Source organism: Egicoccus sp. AB-alg2 (assembly GCF_041821065.1).
GTDB lineage: Bacteria > Actinomycetota > Nitriliruptoria > Nitriliruptorales > Nitriliruptoraceae > Egicoccus.
In genome coordinates this window covers 88,989-106,664 of the sequence record NZ_JBGUAX010000002.1, presented here as the reverse complement: position 1 = coordinate 106,664, position 17,676 = coordinate 88,989, and the positions used below count along the sequence as shown (strand labels likewise).

General features: G+C 70.4%; 17 protein-coding genes and 1 riboswitch. All 17 genes read left to right on the top strand.

Going from position 1 to position 17,676, the window contains the following annotated elements:
- The first annotated feature begins 114 nt into the window (after nucleotides 1-114).
- The 17 genes from ACERM0_RS03115 to aroC all read left to right on the top strand — a co-directional run bounded on the left by ACERM0_RS03115 (nucleotide 115) and on the right by aroC (nucleotide 17,675).
- Nucleotides 115-1,236, top strand: coding sequence for a roadblock/LC7 domain-containing protein (locus tag ACERM0_RS03115; RefSeq protein ID WP_373677058.1), 1,122 nt, complete (start codon nucleotides 115-117; stop codon nucleotides 1,234-1,236).
- A 9-nt stretch (nucleotides 1,237-1,245) separates the two neighbouring features.
- Nucleotides 1,246-2,565: a DUF4388 domain-containing protein gene (locus tag ACERM0_RS03110; protein WP_373677057.1), complete on the top strand. Its 1,320-nt coding sequence runs from the start codon at nucleotides 1,246-1,248 to the stop codon at nucleotides 2,563-2,565.
- On the top strand, nucleotides 2,565-3,218 hold the full coding sequence (locus ACERM0_RS03105) for an ATP/GTP-binding protein (protein WP_373677056.1): 654 nt from the start codon (nucleotides 2,565-2,567) through the stop codon (nucleotides 3,216-3,218). Before ACERM0_RS03110 ends, ACERM0_RS03105 begins: the two co-directional genes overlap by 1 nt.
- Nucleotides 3,215-4,882, top strand: a complete 1,668-nt coding sequence (locus ACERM0_RS03100) for a GspE/PulE family protein (RefSeq protein WP_373677055.1) — start codon at nucleotides 3,215-3,217, stop codon at nucleotides 4,880-4,882. The genes ACERM0_RS03105 and ACERM0_RS03100 overlap by 4 nt, the downstream gene beginning before the upstream one ends.
- 25 nt (nucleotides 4,883-4,907) lie before the next feature.
- Entirely contained in the window at nucleotides 4,908-6,581 is a 1,674-nt protein-coding gene (locus tag ACERM0_RS03095; protein ID WP_373677054.1) for a PilT/PilU family type 4a pilus ATPase, read from the top strand.
- Nucleotides 6,582-6,592: 11 nt separating this feature from the next.
- The gene (locus ACERM0_RS03090) at nucleotides 6,593-7,834 is read left to right on the top strand and encodes a type II secretion system F family protein (protein WP_373677053.1); all 1,242 of its coding nucleotides are present in this window, start codon (nucleotides 6,593-6,595) and stop codon (nucleotides 7,832-7,834) included.
- Nucleotides 7,835-8,024: 190 nt separating this feature from the next.
- Nucleotides 8,025-8,117: riboswitch (cyclic di-GMP riboswitch) on the top strand.
- A 96-nt stretch (nucleotides 8,118-8,213) separates the two neighbouring features.
- Nucleotides 8,214-8,684: a type II secretion system protein gene (locus ACERM0_RS03085; RefSeq protein WP_373677052.1), complete on the top strand. Its 471-nt coding sequence runs from the start codon at nucleotides 8,214-8,216 to the stop codon at nucleotides 8,682-8,684.
- Between the two features lie 98 nt (nucleotides 8,685-8,782).
- Nucleotides 8,783-9,583, top strand: a complete 801-nt coding sequence (locus ACERM0_RS03080; RefSeq protein ID WP_373677051.1) for an A24 family peptidase — start codon at nucleotides 8,783-8,785, stop codon at nucleotides 9,581-9,583.
- 159 nt (nucleotides 9,584-9,742) lie between these two features.
- Entirely contained in the window at nucleotides 9,743-9,958 is a 216-nt protein-coding gene (locus ACERM0_RS03075) for a helix-turn-helix domain-containing protein (RefSeq protein WP_373677050.1), read from the top strand.
- Between the two features lie 3 nt (nucleotides 9,959-9,961).
- Nucleotides 9,962-10,999: a type IV pilus assembly protein PilM gene (pilM, locus tag ACERM0_RS03070; protein ID WP_373677049.1), complete on the top strand. Its 1,038-nt coding sequence runs from the start codon at nucleotides 9,962-9,964 to the stop codon at nucleotides 10,997-10,999.
- Nucleotides 10,996-11,625, top strand: coding sequence for a PilN domain-containing protein (locus ACERM0_RS03065; RefSeq protein WP_373677048.1), 630 nt, complete (start codon nucleotides 10,996-10,998; stop codon nucleotides 11,623-11,625). The genes pilM and ACERM0_RS03065 overlap by 4 nt, the downstream gene beginning before the upstream one ends.
- Nucleotides 11,622-12,284, top strand: coding sequence for a type II secretion system protein GspM (gspM, locus tag ACERM0_RS03060; RefSeq protein WP_373677047.1), 663 nt, complete (start codon nucleotides 11,622-11,624; stop codon nucleotides 12,282-12,284). Before ACERM0_RS03065 ends, gspM begins: the two co-directional genes overlap by 4 nt.
- 59 nt (nucleotides 12,285-12,343) lie before the next feature.
- Nucleotides 12,344-12,967, top strand: a complete 624-nt coding sequence (locus ACERM0_RS03055; protein WP_373677045.1) for a hypothetical protein — start codon at nucleotides 12,344-12,346, stop codon at nucleotides 12,965-12,967.
- Between the two features lie 80 nt (nucleotides 12,968-13,047).
- Complete coding sequence (locus tag ACERM0_RS03050) at nucleotides 13,048-14,547, top strand: prepilin-type N-terminal cleavage/methylation domain-containing protein (protein WP_373677044.1); 1,500 nt, start codon at nucleotides 13,048-13,050, stop codon at nucleotides 14,545-14,547.
- Nucleotides 14,544-15,176: a type II secretion system protein J gene (locus ACERM0_RS03045; protein WP_373677043.1), complete on the top strand. Its 633-nt coding sequence runs from the start codon at nucleotides 14,544-14,546 to the stop codon at nucleotides 15,174-15,176. Before ACERM0_RS03050 ends, ACERM0_RS03045 begins: the two co-directional genes overlap by 4 nt.
- A gap of 1 nt (nucleotide 15,177) precedes the next feature.
- A complete protein-coding gene (locus tag ACERM0_RS03040) occupies nucleotides 15,178-16,350 on the top strand; it encodes a hypothetical protein (RefSeq protein ID WP_373677042.1) in 1,173 nt (390 codons plus the stop codon).
- Nucleotides 16,351-16,487: 137 nt separating this feature from the next.
- Nucleotides 16,488-17,675: a chorismate synthase gene (gene aroC / locus ACERM0_RS03035; RefSeq protein WP_373677041.1), complete on the top strand. Its 1,188-nt coding sequence runs from the start codon at nucleotides 16,488-16,490 to the stop codon at nucleotides 17,673-17,675.
- Nucleotide 17,676: the final 1 nt, after the last annotated feature.

Genomic DNA, 17,676 nt, shown 5'->3' with positions numbered 1-17,676 from the left:
GCGGCCGTTCGTCCGTCTCGGCTTAAGCCGGGGGGTTCCTGCGCCGATGCAACAACGCGGGGGACGGCGCGGACGCCGCCTCCGCCGCATCGACGCACGCGAACGGAGATCGCCGTGTCCGACCACCTCGACACCCGTGCGGCCCGGCTGGCCGCTGCCCTGGACGACTTCCTCCGCTCGTCACCGGACGTCGAGGCGGCGGCCGTCGTGTCGTTCGACGGGCTGCCGATGGCCAGCGCGCTGCCCGACGAGCTCGACGAGGACCGCGTCGGCGCCATGAGCGCCGCGTTGCTGTCGCTCGGCGAGCAGGCCGCCCTCGGGCTCGGGCGCGGCCAGCTGAACCAGGTCTTCGTCCAGGGTGACGAGGGCTTCGTGTTCCTGATGAGCGCCCGCGACCAGGCCGTGCTCGCCGCCATCGCGCACCGCAACGCCAAGATCGGCTTCATGCTCTTCGAGATGCGGCGCACCGCCGACCGCGTCGGCCACGTGCTGGAGCCGCAGGGCTCGGAGCTGGTCGCGCCCGCCGAGTGGGACCCCGGCGCCGCCACCGACGACCCGGTCCAGGCGGCCGTCGACGCGTTCTCGCAGACGGTGCCGCCGGCCCCCGAGCCGGCTTCCGTCGAGGAGCCCTACCACGAGCCCGTCGCGCAGGGGGTCGAGGAAGCACCCTTCGACCTGCCGAACGGCTTCGCGCCCGTCGCGGCACCCGAGCCGCCGCGCGCCTACGAGCCGCCGCCGAGCTTCGAGCCTGCCGCCAGCTTCGAGGCCGGTCCGGTCGACGACCAGGCCCCGGCCAACGGGTTCGCGCCCGCCAACGGGTACGCGCCGACCAACCACCACGCGCCGGCCGACGGGTACGCGCCGACCAACGGTCACGCACCGTCCAACGGCTACGTCGCCAGCAACGGCCACGAGCCGACCGACGGCTACGTCCCGACCAACGGGCACGCGCCCACGAACGGCTACACGCCGGTCGCCGCCGCGCCCCAGGTGCCGCCACCGGCCGCACCGCCTGCTCCGGCCGCTCCGGCCGCCGAAGAGGCCATGCACCGCCAGGCCGAAGACGACCACCAGGCCGACCTGATGTCCGTGCTCGCCACAGAGCCGCTGACGGCCGGTGACGACCGTGACCTGCTGACCGAAGCGCTGTTCGAGGTACGACGGGCGACCGGCGGCGACACCGTCTCGTCCAACTCCTGGGCTCGTCCCGAGCCCTCCACCAACGGCTGGGGATAGGTGAGTGCCGTGCTCGAAGGACGACTGGGGGACTTCCGACTTCTCGACCTCCTGCAGCTGATCTCGGCGACCGCGAAGAGCGGCAGCCTGCAGCTGCAGCGCGGCGACGACCACGCCCGCCTGCACCTCGAGGTCGGCCGTGTCGTCGACGTCGCGACCGACACCGACGGCACCGCCCTGGCACACCGCCTGCTGGGCGCCGGCCTGGTCACGTCCGGCGGTCTGTGGCAGCTGATCGACGGCGCCGACGACGACCGCGGCCGGCTCCTGGCGCTGGCCGAGCACGAGCTGCTCGACGAGGCCACGGTGGACACGCTGCTCGCCGAGCTGCGCACCGACCGCCTCTTCGACCTGCTGCTGTGGCGCGAGGGCACCTTCCACTTCGAGGGCCCGTCCGACCAGCCGCACCGCGCCCACGGCTTCGAGCCGGTCGAGGACCCGCTGGTGCTGGCCGCACGCGAGCGGCTCGCGGCCTGGCCGCGCCTGCAGGAGCGGACCGGCGGCGCCGACGCCGTCCTGGTGCTGGACGCGCCGCCGCACACCGGCACGCTCACGCTGTCGGGTGACCGCTGGCGGCTGCTGGCCATGATCGACGGCCGTCGCACCGTCGCGGAGCTCGCTCGGCTGTGGGGGCAGGGCGACTACCGCGCCCACGCGACGCTCGCCGACCTGCTCGACGACGGCATCGTGGCGCCGGCCCGTGAGCCGGACGCCGGCGTGGCCGGTCGTCTCACCACCGCCTACGCGACCTTCGGGCTGACCGGGCCGGTCATGCCCGCCATCACCGAGACGGCCGACATCACGGCCGGGCCCGAGCTCGACGTCCCCGCCGCCGAAGCCGTCGAGGACGTGGCCGCCGTCGAGGCCGCCGAGGACATGGCCGCCGCCGAGGCCGCCGACACCCTCGACGTACTCGAGGAGCACGAGGCCCCCGAGACCGTCGAGGCGTTCGCGGCCTTCGACGAGGACGTCGACGTGGTCACTGCGGCCGCCGAGGCGGACCTCGACGACGTGCCGGCTGTCGCCGCCGAGACCGCGTTCGTCGGCAACGACGAGGACCTTGCCGCCGACCTGTTCGAGACCGCGCCGATCCAGCCGGTCACCCACGACTACCCGACGATGGCACCGCCCGCGCCCGTCGCCCCGGTGCTGGCCGCGGTGGCGGAGGCCACGGACACGACGGCGTCCGAGCCCACCGAGGCGCTGCTGTTCGAGCCGGCCGGTCCCCGTGGCCTGCGGCCGCGCGTGCGGCCTGACCGACTGCGGCAGGACGCGAACGTCGACGCCGCGCTGGTGCAGCGCCTGATCCGCGGCGTCGAGCAGCTCTGATGGCCCTCCAGACGGCCGGCCCCACACGGCGCCACGCCGTCGATCGGGCGCGCCATCGCAGCTTCAAGATCGTCGTGACCGGCCCGTTCGACGCCGGCAAGACCACCCTGATCCGCACGATCTCGGAGATCGCCGTCGTCTCGACGGAGCGGGACGTCAGCACCTACGACCATGGGGTGGTCGGCCAGCGTCATTCGGGCCGCACGACAGTCGCGATGGACTTCGGCCGGGTGTCGCTCGCCGACGATCTCGCACTGCACCTGTTCGGCACCCCCGGGCAGGAGCGGTTCGAGTTCATGTGGCAGATCCTGGCCGAGGGCATGCTCGGATTCGTGCTGGTCGTCGACGCCAGCCGGCCGGAGACGATCGCCGAGGCCCGCGAGCAGCACCTGTACTTCCGCGATCTCGCCGAGGTGCCGCTGGTCGTCGCCGTCAACAAGCTCCCCCGTGACCGGGGGACGGGCGCGGCGCTGACGCGCATCCGCCGCCAGCTCGGCCTGCCCGACCACGTGCCCGTCCTGGCTGCCGACGCCCGCCGTCGTGAGGAGGTCAAGGCCGTCCTCGTCGCGCTGCTGCGCGCGTTGCTGCGGCAGCTGCCGGGCACCGTCACCTCGCTGCCGGCGGCCGTGCCGGATCGTGTGGCTGGCCAATGAGATCGCTCGGGCAGGTGTTCGTCGCCCAGGGCCTGGTCTCCGCCGACCAGCTGCGCGAGGCCGAGACGGAGCAGCGTGGCACCGGCCGCTCGCTGGGCCGGGTGCTGGTCGAGCGGGGTCTGCTGACGGAGAAGCAGCTGGTCGCGGCCCTGGCCGGCCAGATCGGTCTGTCGTTCGTCGACCTCGCCGAGGCCGACGTCGACGGGCGGCTGGCCACACTCGTGCCGGCAACGACGCTGACCCGGCACAGCGTGCTCCCGTACGCGATGCAGGACGGCAAGCTGCTGGTCGCGATGAGCGATCCGGCCAACATCGTTGCGATCGACGACCTGCGCACGATCACCAAGCTGGACGTCCAGCCCGTCGTCGCCACCAAGGAGGACATCCAGGCGGCGATCGAGAAGTTCGCCCACCTCGCCGACGACATGGAGGCGATGGCGGGCGACATCGCCGATGGTGGCGACGAGGACGGCGACCTCAGCTCCATCCGCGCCGTCGTCGAGGAAGCGCCGATCGTCAAGTTCGTGAACCTGCTCATCTCGCAGGCGGTCGCGGACGGCGCGTCGGACATCCACATCGAGCCGGGGGAGCGCGACCTGCGGGTGCGCTACCGCATCGACGGCGTGCTGCACGAGGTGATGCGCTCGCCGAAGACGATCCAGTCCGGGGTCATCAGCCGGCTCAAGATCATGGCCGACGTCGACATCGCCGAACGCCGCGTCCCGCAGGACGGGCGCATCAGCGTCACCTCGAACAACAAGGCCATCGACCTGCGCTTCTCGACGCTGCCGACCGTGTACGGCGAGAAGGTCGTGATGCGCATCCTCGACAAGACCGCCGTGCTGCTCGAGCTGGAGGACCTCGGCTTCCTCGAGCACAACCACAAGCGGTTCGAAGAGGCCTACCGCAAGCCCTACGGCACGATCCTGGTCACCGGTCCGACCGGTTCGGGCAAGTCCACGACGCTGTACGCGACGCTGAACGTGCTCAACGAGCCGGGGGTGAACATCATCACCACCGAGGACCCCGTCGAGTACCGCCTGCCCGGCATCAGCCAGGTCCAGGTCAACCCGAAGATCGGCCTGACGTTCGCGTCGGCGCTGCGCTCGATCCTGCGGCAGGACCCCGACATCGTCCTCGTGGGCGAGATGCGCGACCGCGAGACGGCCCACATCGGCATCGAGGCCGCCCTCACCGGCCACCTCGTGCTGTCGACGCTGCACACCAACGACGCCCCGTCGGCGGTCACCCGGCTGACGGAGATGGGCATCGAGCCGTTCCTGGTCGGCTCGGCCGTCGACTGCGTGCTGGCGCAGCGACTGGCCCGCAAGGTCTGTGCGCGCTGCGTCGAACACGTGGCCCCAGAACCGGAAATCCTTGCGGCGGCCGGGTTCCCGGACGACATCGTCCGCGAACGGCCGCCGCTGCCTCGCGCGGTCGGCTGCTCGGCCTGCAGCAACACCGGCTACCGGGGCCGGCTCGCGGTGCACGAGGTGCTGACGGTCACCGAGGAGATCGAGCGACTGGCGGTCGCACGGGCCTCCTCGGAACAGATCGCGAAGGTCGCGATCGAGCAGGGCATGCAGACGTTGCGGCAGGACGGCCTGTCGAAGGTGTTGCTCGGGCGGACGACGCTCGAGGAGATCGGACGTGTCGTCGTCTGAGACGGCGACGCAGGAGGAAGAAGTCGTGAGCGCACTCGGCGAGGTGCTGGTCCGGCACGGCGTGCTGAGCCCGGAGCAGTTGCGCTGGGCGGAGGAGCGGTCCGCGGCCGGCGAGGGCAGCCTGCCCAAGGTGCTGCTCGACCAGCGCCTGGCCGGCGAGGGCGACCTCGTGCGCGCCCTGGCGGCCACGCTCGGCATGCCCTACGCCGAGGTCGACGCCGCACACGTCGACCCGCACGCGGCGGCGCTGCTGCCCGGCGAGATCGCTCGCGAGCTGCTGGCGCTGCCGATCCGGTTCGGCGAGGACGACCAGATCATGGTCGCCGTGGCCGACCCCTACGACACGACCTTGCGTGCGCGGCTGGAGTCGGCGATGGGTCTTCCCGTCGCACTCGCCTTGGCATCACGCCGGACCCTGCTGGCGGCCATCGAGGCGCAGGCAGTCCCCGCCGGCGTGGGCGCCAGGGGCGGCGAGGGCTCCACGGCCGGCGCGCTGTCGTCACCGCCCGCGGTTCCGTCGACGCCGCCGCCCGGAGGGACACCGGCGATGGCGGCGGTCGACGGAGGGGCAGCCGTGGGCGGTGACGGCGCCTCGGCACCGGTGACGCCGCTGCTGATGTCCGAGGAGGACACGGCGATCGACCTCGATCAGCTGCTGCTGACCCTGGTCGAGCGCGGCGGGTCCGACCTGCACCTGACGTGCGGGATCCCGCCGACCATCCGCGTGCACGGCGACCTGACGCCGATGGAGGAGTTCCCGGTCTGCGTGCCGGACGAGCTGCAGAAGATGCTGTACTCGATCATGACGCAGAAGCAGCGCGAGCAGTTCGAGAACGAACTCGAACTGGACATGAGCTACGCGATCCCGGGCAAGTCGCGCTTCCGCGTCAACGTCTTCATGCAGCGCGACTCCATCGGCGCGGTGATGCGTGTCATCCCGTTCGAGATCCGGCCGCTGGAGCAGCTGGGCATCCCGGAGCAGGTGGCCAACTTCGCCTACCTGCCGCGTGGTTTCGTGCTGGTCACCGGGCCGACCGGCTCCGGCAAGTCGACGACGCTGGCGTCGGTGATCGACCTGGTCAACCGCAACCGGCCGTCGCACATCATGACCGTCGAGGACCCCATCGAGTTCCTGCACACCCACAAACGCTCGGTCGTGAACCAGCGCGAGGTGGGCACGGACACCCACGGGTTCAACGCGGCGCTGAAGCACGTGCTGCGCCAGGACCCGGACGTGATCCTGGTCGGCGAGATGCGCGACCTCGAGACGATCCAGATCGCGTTGACCGCCGCGGAGACCGGCCACCTCGTGTTCGGGACGCTGCACACCCAGGACGCGCCGCAGTCCGTCGACCGCATCATCGACGTCTTCCCGCCGCACCAGCAGGAGCAGATCCGCGTCATGCTGGCCGGCGCGCTGCAGGGCGTCGTCTGTCAGACGCTGCTGAAGACCGCCGACGGCAAGGGCCGCGCCGTGGCGGTGGAGATCATGACCGCGACCTCGGCGGTCCGGAACCTCATCCGTGAGGGCAAGACCCACCAGCTCTACAGCGCGATCCAGGCCGGCGCCCAGCACGGGATGGTCGCCATGGACCAGTCGCTGGCGACGCTGGTGAAGGCGGGCAAAGTGACCTACGACGCCGCGCTCGAGAAGGCCAACAACGTGGCCGAATTCCAGCGCCTGTCCGGCAAGGGCTGAAGGAGACCACGATGCCCAGCGCGACCGTAAGCAAGTTCGACTACCAGGTCCGTGACCGCACGGGCAAGATGATCACGGGGCAACTCGAGGCCGACAGCCAGGCGGCCGTCGCCTCGAAGCTCGCGTCGATGGGCTACGCCCCGATCCGGATCACGCAAGTCGACGAGAAGGGTCTCAACACGGAGATCCGGATCCCGGGCTTGTCCGACCGTGTCGGGCTGAAGGACCTCGCGATCTTCTCGCGCCAGTTCGCGACGATGATCAACTCCGGGCTGGCCCTGATCCGATCGCTGTCGATCCTCCACGACCAGACGGAGAACAAGAAGCTCGCGGAGACCATCGACGACATCCGCAATCGCGTCGAGTCGGGCGCCTCGCTGTCCAGCGCGATGGCGGAGCACGAGAAGGTCTTCCCGAAGCTCTACCGCGCCATGGTGAAGGCCGGCGAGACCGCCGGCATGCTCGACCAGGTCCTCATCCGCGTCGCGGTGATGCTCGAGGCCGATGTCAAGCTCCGTAGCAAGATCAAGTCAGCGATGACCTATCCGACCATCGTCTTCTTCATGGCGATCGCGCTGTCGACCGTCATGCTCATCTTCATCGTTCCCGTGTTCGACGGCATGTTCCAGGATCTCGGCGGTGAACTCCCGTGGCTGACGAAGATGCTTGTAAAGGCGTCGAACTTCGTCACGTCGTGGAAGGGCGTCGTCACCTACGTTGTTGTTCCCGTCTCTGCATGGTTCGGATATAAACGAATCCGAGCGAACCCGAGAGGGCGGTATGCGCTCGACGTGATGAAGTTGCGGGTTCCGGTCTTCGGTCCACTGTTCCACAAGATCGCGCTGACGCGCTTCGCGCGGAATCTGTCGACGTTGCTCGCCGCGGGTGTGCCGATCCTGCAGGCGCTGGAAATCACCGCAGAAACGGTCAACAATGGCCCTATCGGTGATGCGGTGAAGGACGTGCAGGAGTCGGTCCGTCAGGGCGAATCGATGAACCGACCGCTGTCGCAGCACGACATCTTCCCGCCGATGGTCGTGCAGATGATCGCCGTTGGCGAGGAGACGGGCAACGTCGACGGCATGCTCGGCAAGATCTCCGACTTCTACGACACGGAGATCGAGTCGACAACGGAGTCGTTGACCGCGCTCATGGAGCCGCTGATGATCGCCGTGATCGGCGGCATCGTCGGTGGCATGGTCATCGCGCTGTACATGCCGATGTTCAAGATCTTCGAACTCATCGGCAGCTGACAGCCGTCGGCGTTCGCACAAGAGGCCGGAATGGTCGCGGACGATGACGTCCGCGCGTATACCGGCCTCGCTGGCGTCTTTGGCTCAAAGATCAATCTGTATGCGGTAGTGGGGGTCATCGCGCATCTTCCTGGATTGTGCTTAAGACCATGGCCGAAGTGGCCGAGAACACGGGGGACGAACCGCAAGCGCGTGACAAGGGCGACTCCGTCGAGAGGCGGGGAAGCAACGCCACGGGACCTCAGCCCCCAGCATCATCGGGACGGTCAGCCGGGCTGCCTCGCGCAGAGACGCTCCATCACCCGATGGGGCCTGTGCTTGTCAAGCGGGCGGGACGTCGGCACAGGTTCATCATCGCCATCATGCCAAGGAGCGTTTCATGCTCGAGTCCATCCGCACGAAGCGGGACGAAGAGGGCTTCACCCTCATCGAACTGCTCGTCGTGGTGATCATCATCGGCATCCTCGCCGCGATCGCCATCCCCGTCTTCCTCAACCAGCGTCAGAACGCTTGGCGCGGATCGGCGGAGTCGGACGCCCGCAACGCCGCCATCGAGATCGAGTCATTCATGACTCGTACAGGCGCGTACCCGGCCGCCGGCTTCGTTGCGACTCAGAACACGGCCGGGGAGACGACCATCACGCCGGCCACCAACGTCGACCTGCGCGTCAGCGACGGGGTGACACTTACGTACGCCCCGGTGGTCGGGACGGGTACGGCGGCAGCGCCCGCTAGCTACACCATCACGGCCGTCCACGCGGCTGTCGGTGGGGAGCAGGTCGTCTACAACTCGGCCACTGGCGGTCTTGGCCAGTGGACCACCACCGGCACCGGTGGCAGCGGTACCTGATTCACCCCTCTCTCCCAGGGGACTGGAAGGGGCGGCCTACGGGCCGCCCCTTCTCCTTGCCAGTAGGTTCCGTAGGCACGTGAGCAGGGGTGGTCGTGGTGGATGCGCTGTTGGTGGTCGGCGCGGTCCTCATGGGGCTGGTCGTCGGCTCGTTCGCGAACGTGCCGATCCACCGCTGGCCGCGTGGCGGCACGGTCACGGAGCCGAAGCGCTCGTCGTGCCCGTCCTGTGGGGCGCTGATCGGCGCCCGCGACAACGTTCCCGTCGTGTCCTGGCTGCTGCTCCGGGGACGCTGCCGCAACTGCGGCGCCCGGATCTCCGCCCGCTACACGGTGGTGGAGGTCATGACCGCCGTGCTGTTCGGTGCCGTGACGGCCGTCTGGGGTGCTGACCCGCTGCTCCCGGCGCTCCTGGTGTTCGTATGGGCGTTGGTCGTCGCCACCGCCATCGACCTCGAGCACCGGATTATCCCGAACCGGCTCACGCTGCGGCTCCCGCTGGTGCTGCTGCCGTTGATCGTGGGCTCGGCCGCCGCCGACGGCGCGTGGCCGGAGCTGCGCCGGGCAGTCATCTGGGCACTCGTCGTGCCCGGCATCATGTTCCTGTTCGCCGAGCTGTTCCGCCTGCTGCGCGGGCAGATGGGCATGGGGATGGGCGACGTGAAGCTCGCCATCTCGATCGGCCTGGTGGTCGGCTACCTCGGCGGCCTGCAGTTGGTCGCCTTCGCGTACGCCACCATGCTGAGCGCCGTCGTCGTGGTCGTGGTCCTGCTGGTGGCACGGCGAGCGAAGATGGCCAGTCGCATCCCGTTCGGGCCCTACCTGGCCATGGGCGCGCTGGTCGTCGTGCTCGCCCCGACCGGCAGCGCGGACGTCGTCCGGCGGGTGCTGGGCTTCTGAACCGTCGTGCGCTGAAGCGCCGTTCTGGAGCCCAACGCTCAAGCTGACGGCCCTTCGTGCCGACTGTTGCGGATGACGCGCGCGTAGGCCGCGTGTGGTCGATGGGGCTGCAGTTGCTGGTGTGCCTCGTCGATCCCTGACTTCTCCAGGACGCCGACGATGACCGCGATGGACGACGGGAACCGGGCCGTGCAACTGCGCACGGTCGCCGAGGTCGCCGACGTCCTGCGCGTGTCGACGATGACCGTCTACCGCCTGATCCGGTCCGGTGACCTGCCGGCGCTGCGCGTCGGCAAGAACTACCGGGTGCGGCAGCAGGACCTCCACGACTACCTCTCGGCCGGCGTCGTGCACGCCGAGCGATCGAACGGCTGATCCATGGCATCACGTGCCGTCGGCATCGACATCGGAACCCGCACCATCACCGTCGCCGAGGTCCGTGAGGGCCGCACCGGCGTCGTCGTCACCAACTTCGGGGGTATCGAGCTCCCCGGCGACGTGGTCAACGGCGGTGAGGTCCTCGACCCCGCCGCGGCCGCCGCGGCGCTGCGCGAGCTGCTGTCCACCGCCAAGGTGAAGACCGACCGCGTGTGGCTGGGCGTCGCCAACCCGCGCGTGGTCGTCCGGCAGATCGACCTGCCCTACATGGAGCTCGAGGAGCTGCGCACGTCGATCCGCTACCAGGCGCAGGAGCACCTGCCCATCGCCGTGGAGGACGCTGAACTGGACGTCTACCCGGTCGAGGACTGGTTCACCGAGGAGGGCGACCACCTGCAGCGTGTGCTGCTGGTCGCCGCCCACAAGGAAATGCTGACCTCCCACGTGGAGGTCGCGACCCGCGCCGGTCTGAAGCCCATCGGCATCGACCTCAACTGCTTCGCCGTGCTGCGGGCGGTCGGCAACACCTCGCCGCTCGAGCAGGGCAGCGAGATGGTCATCGACATCGGCGCCGGCGTCACCAGCCTCGTCATCCACGAGGCCGGCACGCCGACGTTCGTGCGCATCCTCGCCACCGGCGGTGACTCGCTGACCGAGGCCCTGGCCCGCGGGCTCGACCTCGACCGCGACCAGGCCGAACAGCAGAAGCGCCAGTGCCGGCTGGGCGCCACCGACCCGGCCAGCCAACTGCTGACCACGCAGGTCGACCGCTTCATCGACGAGATCCGCAGCTCGCTGGACTACTACGCCGCCCAGCCCGGCTCACGCCGGCTGTCCTACGTGGTGCTGAGCGGCGGCGCGGCCGCGCTGCCAGGCCTGCCGGAGCGGCTGGCCGCCAGCCTGCGCCTGCCGGTCGACCTGGCCAGCCCGTTCGCACGTACGAACGTCAAGGACACCGTCTACGGCGAGGAGGACCTGCACGACGTCGGGCCGACCCTCGCCACCGCCGTCGGTCTCGCGCTCGGGGGTCTGGAGTGAGCGTTCGCGTCAACCTGCTGCCGCAGGTCACCCGGGAACAGGCGCGCGCCGCCAAGCAGCGCAGGATCCTGGCGGCCAGCGGCCTCGGACTCCTGGTCGCCGTCGGCGGCGTCCACTGGTGGGGGACCGGCCAGCTGCGCGACGCCGAGGACCGCCTCGCCGCCGCGGAGCTGCGCACCGCCGAGCTCCAGGGCGAGGTCGCCCAGATGTCGGAGTACCGCGAGCTCGAAGAGCTGGGCATGAAGGCCAACGCCTCGCTGACCGAAGCGATGGCCGGCGAGGTGTCGCTGGCCTGGATCCTCTCCGACCTCGCCTCGGTCATGCCGGCCGACGCGCAGCTGGAGACGATCACGATCAACATGCCGCGGCCCGACCCGGCGGCGGAGACCACGTCGGTCGGCTCGTTCACGATCACCGGCAAGACGGTCGAGACCCACGCCCCGGGCGTGGAGGCGATCCTCCACGAGCTCGGCAAGGTCGCCATCTTCCGCAACCTCTACTTCAACTCGTCGTCGCTCGACGACGAGGAGGGCACCGAGGTCGCCACCTTCTCCGTCGATGGGGAGCTGGCGCCGTTCGCCAAGACCGGCCGCTACGCCGAGGGACTTCCGGAGGGACTCCGATGAGACGGCAGACCGTCCTGCTCTCCGTGCTGGCCGCCGTGCTGGTCGTGGCCATGTACTGGATGCTGATGTTCAAGCCGCAGCGCGAGGAACAGGCCGCCCTCGAGGAGCAGATCGTCGCCCAGCAGGACCGGCAGCTGCAGCTGCAGTTGGAGCTCGAGCGCTACCGGGCCGTCCGCGACCGCGCACCGGAGCTGGAGGCCGAGCTGGCGGCCGCGTCGGCCGTCGTGCCGGGCAGTGCGTCGCTGCCGGCGGCCATCGCCCAGGTGCAGCGTGCCGCCGAGGACGCCCGTGTCACGGTCCACGCCGTGTCGACGTCGCGGCCCTCCCCGCTGCCGGACAGCCAGGAGGAGCTGACCGCCATCGACCTGTCGGCAACCGTCGCAGGCAGCTACTTCCAGCTGGTCGACTTCTTCCGCCGCATCGAGGACCCGACGATCACCCCGCGCGGCCTGCAGTGGACGAGCGTGACGGTGGCCGAGGACGAGTACCCGGTCCTCACCGTCAACCTCGGCGGGACGCTCTACACCCGCGCCCCGTCGCTGCCGGCCCCGGCCGCGCCGACGGAGGACCCCGACGCGGCCGACCCCGACGCCGAGGGCGACGGGCAGCCGCAGGACGACGACGAGACGGTCGGCGTCGAGGCCATGGGAGGCGAATGATGGCGCTCACACGACGGACCGCGGCGCACGCGGCACCCACCAAGCGACCCTCGACCCTGGTGGTCGCACTCAGCGGCGTGGCCGCCCTGGCGCTGGTGGCGCTCGGCATCTCCCTGTGGTGGGTCCGCGCACCCGCCGTCCCGGCCGCGCCGGCCGCGACCGGGACCGAGGAGCCGGCCGACGAGGCCACGGAGGACATCGACCCGACCGCCGAGCCGGTCAACCTGACCATCGACGGCGTCGACGTGGTGCTCTCGCACGACCCGTTCACGCCGGTCGTGCAGGCCAAGGCGTCGTCCGACGGCTCGTCCGGTGACACGAACGCCGACGCGGGTGACGACGCCGACGCCGGCGACGATGCCGACACGGGCGACGATGGCAAGGACGGCGACGCGGACGACGGCAGCAAGCCGGCGCCCGACGACGAGCGGCAGCGCGGCTGCACCGTCGACGAGGACGGCGAGGTCACCTGCGACGGCCAGGTCGTCGCGCTGGGCGGGCTGGAGAAGCGCGACGGGACCACCTACGCGGTCATCCAGGTCGGCACCACGATGTACGAGGTCAGCGAGGGCCAGGGCTTCGCGGACGCGTTCGTGCTGATGACCATCGAGGACCCGTGCGTGAGCGTGCTGCACGAGGACGGGATCATCCGTCTGTGCCTCGACGAGCGCGTTCTGAAGTAGGCGGCTCAAGCCGGCCCCCCGGCGCGCCGAAACCAAGCAGAGGGGCACAGGGGCCCACGGATCGTGTCGGGGAGCCGCACGTGTCATCGACTACGCCTCGGCGATACCAGGACGAGCACGGTCTCACGCTCATCGAACTGGTGGTCGCGTTCGCGCTGCTGTCCATCATCCTGGCGGCGGCCGCCGGATCGCTGATCACCTTCGGCCGCAGCGCCGTCGACAACGAGCGCCGCGTGCAGGCCACCGCCGTCGCCAACCGGCTCCACGAGGAGCTGCAGGCGCTGCCGTGGCAGGACGCGGCGCTGTACGAGGACGAACTGGAGGCACTGGAGGATGCGCCCGCGGACGTGACCGCCGGCCTCGTCGTCGCCGACGGCACCTTCGAGGGTCGCGAGCTGGTGCTGCTGGAAGGGCCCGGGTCGTGCCCGCCGCCGCCGGCGACCTGCACCGCCCGGCGCGACCTCGTGCCCTACAGCGTGCCGCCGGTCATGACCCTGGACGGCCACGACTACGAGGTCTACCAGTACGTCAGCTGGGACTCGGTCAACGACGGCATCAAGCACTTCACGACGTTCCTGCGCTGGCAGGTGATGGGCCAGACCGTCACCCAGCGCTTCGACTCCCAGCGCGCCGCCACCGCCGGGGAGGCGGGCGACCCCCTGCGGCCGCGCGTCATCCAGTTCGAGGTCGGCCCCTCGCCGATGCCGCTGGTGGCGCCAGACGGCGAGGTGACGCTGGAGGACCCGCGCGTCGACACGGCGACCGAGCCGGTCAACGTGATCGTGCGCTTCAGCCGCGGCGTCCAATCCGCCGAGCTGACCTACTGGGTCATCAAGGACGGCCACTACTTCCCGGCTTCCGACCCGGACGCCGAGCCGCCCGTTATCGCACCGGTACCCGAGCTGCAGAAGGCGACCATCGCGATGACCGGCACGCTGGCCGACCCGGAGGATCCGGCTCTGTTCGTCGGGTTCAACGTGACCCTGCCCGCCGAGCATCGCTTCCCCAACGGGCCGCGGACCTTCCGCGTCACGGGCACGCTGAACGGCGAGCCCTATCCCGGCGCAACGACGGCGACCTTCTGGAGCGGCACGCCCTTCCCGCAGGTCCTCGATCCCGAGGAGACCGGACAGGAGCCGCTGCCGCCGGTCGTGCAGCCGCCGCCGGGCGGCGGCGAAGGCACCCCCGCGCAACCGGTCGAGCTGTCGAACGCGCTGGTCAGCCGGACCCAGGTCTGTCTCGACGCCAACGGCCGCTTCTACCGCGCCGTCAAGGTGGACGTGCTGGTGAAGGGCATGACGCCGACCGACTACTCGGTGCGCATGCAGTACACGGCCAACAAGGAGCAACGCGTCCAGGCCATGGAGCCGCCGGACCCGGCCACGGTCAGTCCCGCAGGGACCGTGTTCTCCGTCACGTTCCCGGTGGGGGACAGCCACGGGTTCAAGAAGAACGACCGCACGAAGTTCAGCATCACCGCCTCACGTGTCTCGGACGGCAAGTCGGCCGGGCCGATCGAGACGGCGCAGCTGACGGTTCGCCAGCCCAACCGGGTCGACCAGGACAACAGCTGCCTATGAACCGCTCACGGCAAGAGGAGGGTTTCACCCTCGTCGAGCTGCTCGTCGCCATCGTGCTGCTGGGCGTGGTCGGCTCGGTGGTGGTCAGCGCGATCGTCACCGGCATGAGCAGCGCCCGGACCACGACCGCCCGCACGATGGCCATCCACGAGCTCGAGGTGGCGCTGCAGCGCGTCGGTCGCGATCTGCGTGCGGCCGACCCGCTCTACGTCAGCGACAACGGGTCCTACGGCACCCACATCGGCGCCGAGTTGATCCGCGACCGGCAGGTTCAGGTCGTCGCCTTCCGCGTCGTCAACGAGAACGGTGGACAGTTCCTGGTTCAGGACACGGCGACCGCCGACCTCAGCGCCGTCGGCAACGGCACCGTGGAGATCGTCGAGCAGCCGCGCCGCACCCTCGTCACCAACATCGACAACGGCACCGCGCCGGTGTTCACGTACTTCGACGACTACGGCGCGGAGATCATCTGCACGGTCAGCGGGAGTGTCACCCAGGAGGAGTGCGATCTCGCGTACTCCGACGCCTACAAGATCGGCATCCGGCTGGAACGCCAGCTCGAAGGACAGTCGCCCGTTCGTGCCGAGACCTTCATCACCGTCCGCAACATGCGCTACAGGAGCAGCTGAGATGGGGCGTCGACTGCAGCAGGAAGAATCCGGCTCGCTGATGCTGGTGCTGCTGGCGGCCATCGTCGTCGGGGGACTGATCGTCGTCGTGTTCAGCGACGTGCGGACCGGCCAGGTGACGGCACGTGCCGACCGAGACTTCAACCAGGCCATCCAGGTGGCGGACGCCGGCATCCAGCAGGCGTTCACCGAGCTGGCAGCGTTCGACAAGGAGGACCCGGCGACCGCGCTGGGCGACAGCCTTGCGTTGGACGGTGGCGGCTCGGCCACGTGGACCGCCGACCGGGTCGGCGAGATGCGCTGGCAGGTCCGGGCCGAGGGCACCTTCGGCGACGCGACCCGCGTCGTCGAGGCCACGATCGGCCCGTACCAGTTGTTCAACCTCGCGGCGTTCGCCGACTACCGGATCGAACTCCGCGGTGGCAACGACGCCGACTCGTACACGCAGACGGGCGGGACCAACAGGCTCGGCCGCGTCGGGTCCAACCGGGAGATCGTGCTGCGCGGCAACGCGACCGTCGACTGGGTGATGCGTTACAACACCGCGACCTACAGCGACAAGGGCATCGTCAACGTGGGTGTCGAGACGGTGCCGGAGCCGGCCTTCCTGCCCAATCTCGGGGAGCAGGCCTACGCCGAGGGCGGCGAGTGCTTCGGGCGTGACGACGGCGCCTACACCGGCAGCTTCCCTCTCGTACGCGGTCAGACGTACTGCTTCAGCAACGTCACCTTCCCGGCCGGCCTGCACAAGCTCGCGGCGCCGGAGACGCCGACCACCGAGCCGACGCGGATCTACATCGCCCCCTCGGGAGGGCTGCGCCTACTGGGTCAGGGCAACACCAAGGACTGCTCCAACGTCGCCTGCGTGAACGTCGACGGCCCGAACGACAAGACCCCCGACGCGATCAGCCTGATGATCTACCTCGCCAGCGGCAACGTGTCGGCCAACAACCACACGATCATCGCCGCCGGCATCTACGCGCCGACCTCCGACTGCTCGGGCCCGAACGCGCAGGGCGACATCTACGGCTCGATCGTGTGCCGCACCATGGACAGCAAGGGCGGCTGGGCGTTCCACTACGACGAGCGCTTCCGTGACGTGGCCGAGGACGACTTCGCCGTCCACGGCTGGCGCGAAGAGGGTCGCAACACCACCAGCTTCTCCAACAACTGACACCGGTCGCGGCACGACGCGAGCGGCCGCCCGTGGCGGCCGCTCGTCCCCATGCCGGGCCTGGCTGCCGGCCCGTCGGGGTCGGCAGCCCGCGGGGATAGGCTGCCCGGACCGTCGTGTCGTTCCCGAGGTGTCCGTTGCCCCGTCTGCGCTACCTGACCGCGGGGGAGTCCCACGGCCCCGCGCTGGTCGCCACGCTCGAAGGCCTGCCGGCCGGGCTGACCATGTCGCGCAAGCTGCTGGCCGACGAGTTGGCGCGCCGCCGGCTCGGCCACGGCCGCTCGCCGCGGATGGCGTTCGAGGTCGACGAGCTCGAGGTGCTGGGCGGCGTCCGCCACGGCCGCACCCTCGGCTCGCCCGTGTCCGTCGTGATCCGCAACACGGAATGGCCGAAGTGGGTCGACGCGATGGACCCCGAGCCGCGCGAGGACCTCGACGACATCCGTGACACCGGCCGCGGCCGTCGCCTCACCCGGCCCCGGCCCGGACACGCCGACCTGACCGCCGCGCTCAAGTACGGCTACGACGACGTGCGCGACGCGCTGGAGCGCGCCTCGGCCCGCGAGACCGCGGCACGCGTGGTCGTCGGCACCATCGCGAAGCGGCTGCTCGCCGAGGCCGGCATCACCGTCGTCAGCCACGTCGTCAACATCGGCGGCGTCCGCGTGCCCGAAGACGCGCCCCGCCCCGGCCCCGACGACCTCGACGCCGTCGACGCCTCCGAGGTGCGCTGCTTCCACCCACCGACGGCCGACGCCATGGTGGCGCGCATCGACGCCGCGCACGCCGACAACGACACCCTCGGTGGCACGATCGAGGTCATCGCCCACGGCCTGCCGCCGGGGCTGGGCAGCCACGTGCACTGGGACCGCAAGCTCGACACCCGCCTGGCGGCCGCGTGCCTGTCGGTGCAGGCCATGAAGGGCGTGGAGTTCGGCGACGGCTTCGCGCTGGCGGACCGGCCCGGTTCGCAGGCCCACGACGAGATCGTCCACGACACGGCCGGCTACGCCCGCCTGTCGGACCGCGCCGGTGGGCTGGAGGCCGGGATGTCCACCGGCCAGCCGCTGCGGCTGCGGGTCGTGATGAAGCCGATCTCCTCGCTGCCGCGCCCGCTGCGAACGGTCGACCTCGACACCCACGACGAGGCGGTGGCCATCACCCAGCGCTCCGACGCCTGCGCGGTCCCGCGGGCCGGCGTGGTGCTGGAGTCGGTAGTCGCGTTCGAGCTGGCCGACGCGCTGCTGGAGAAGACCGGCGGGGACACGCTGGCCGAGGTGAAGCGCAACCTGCAGGGATACCTCGACGAGGTGGCCGGCCGCTGAT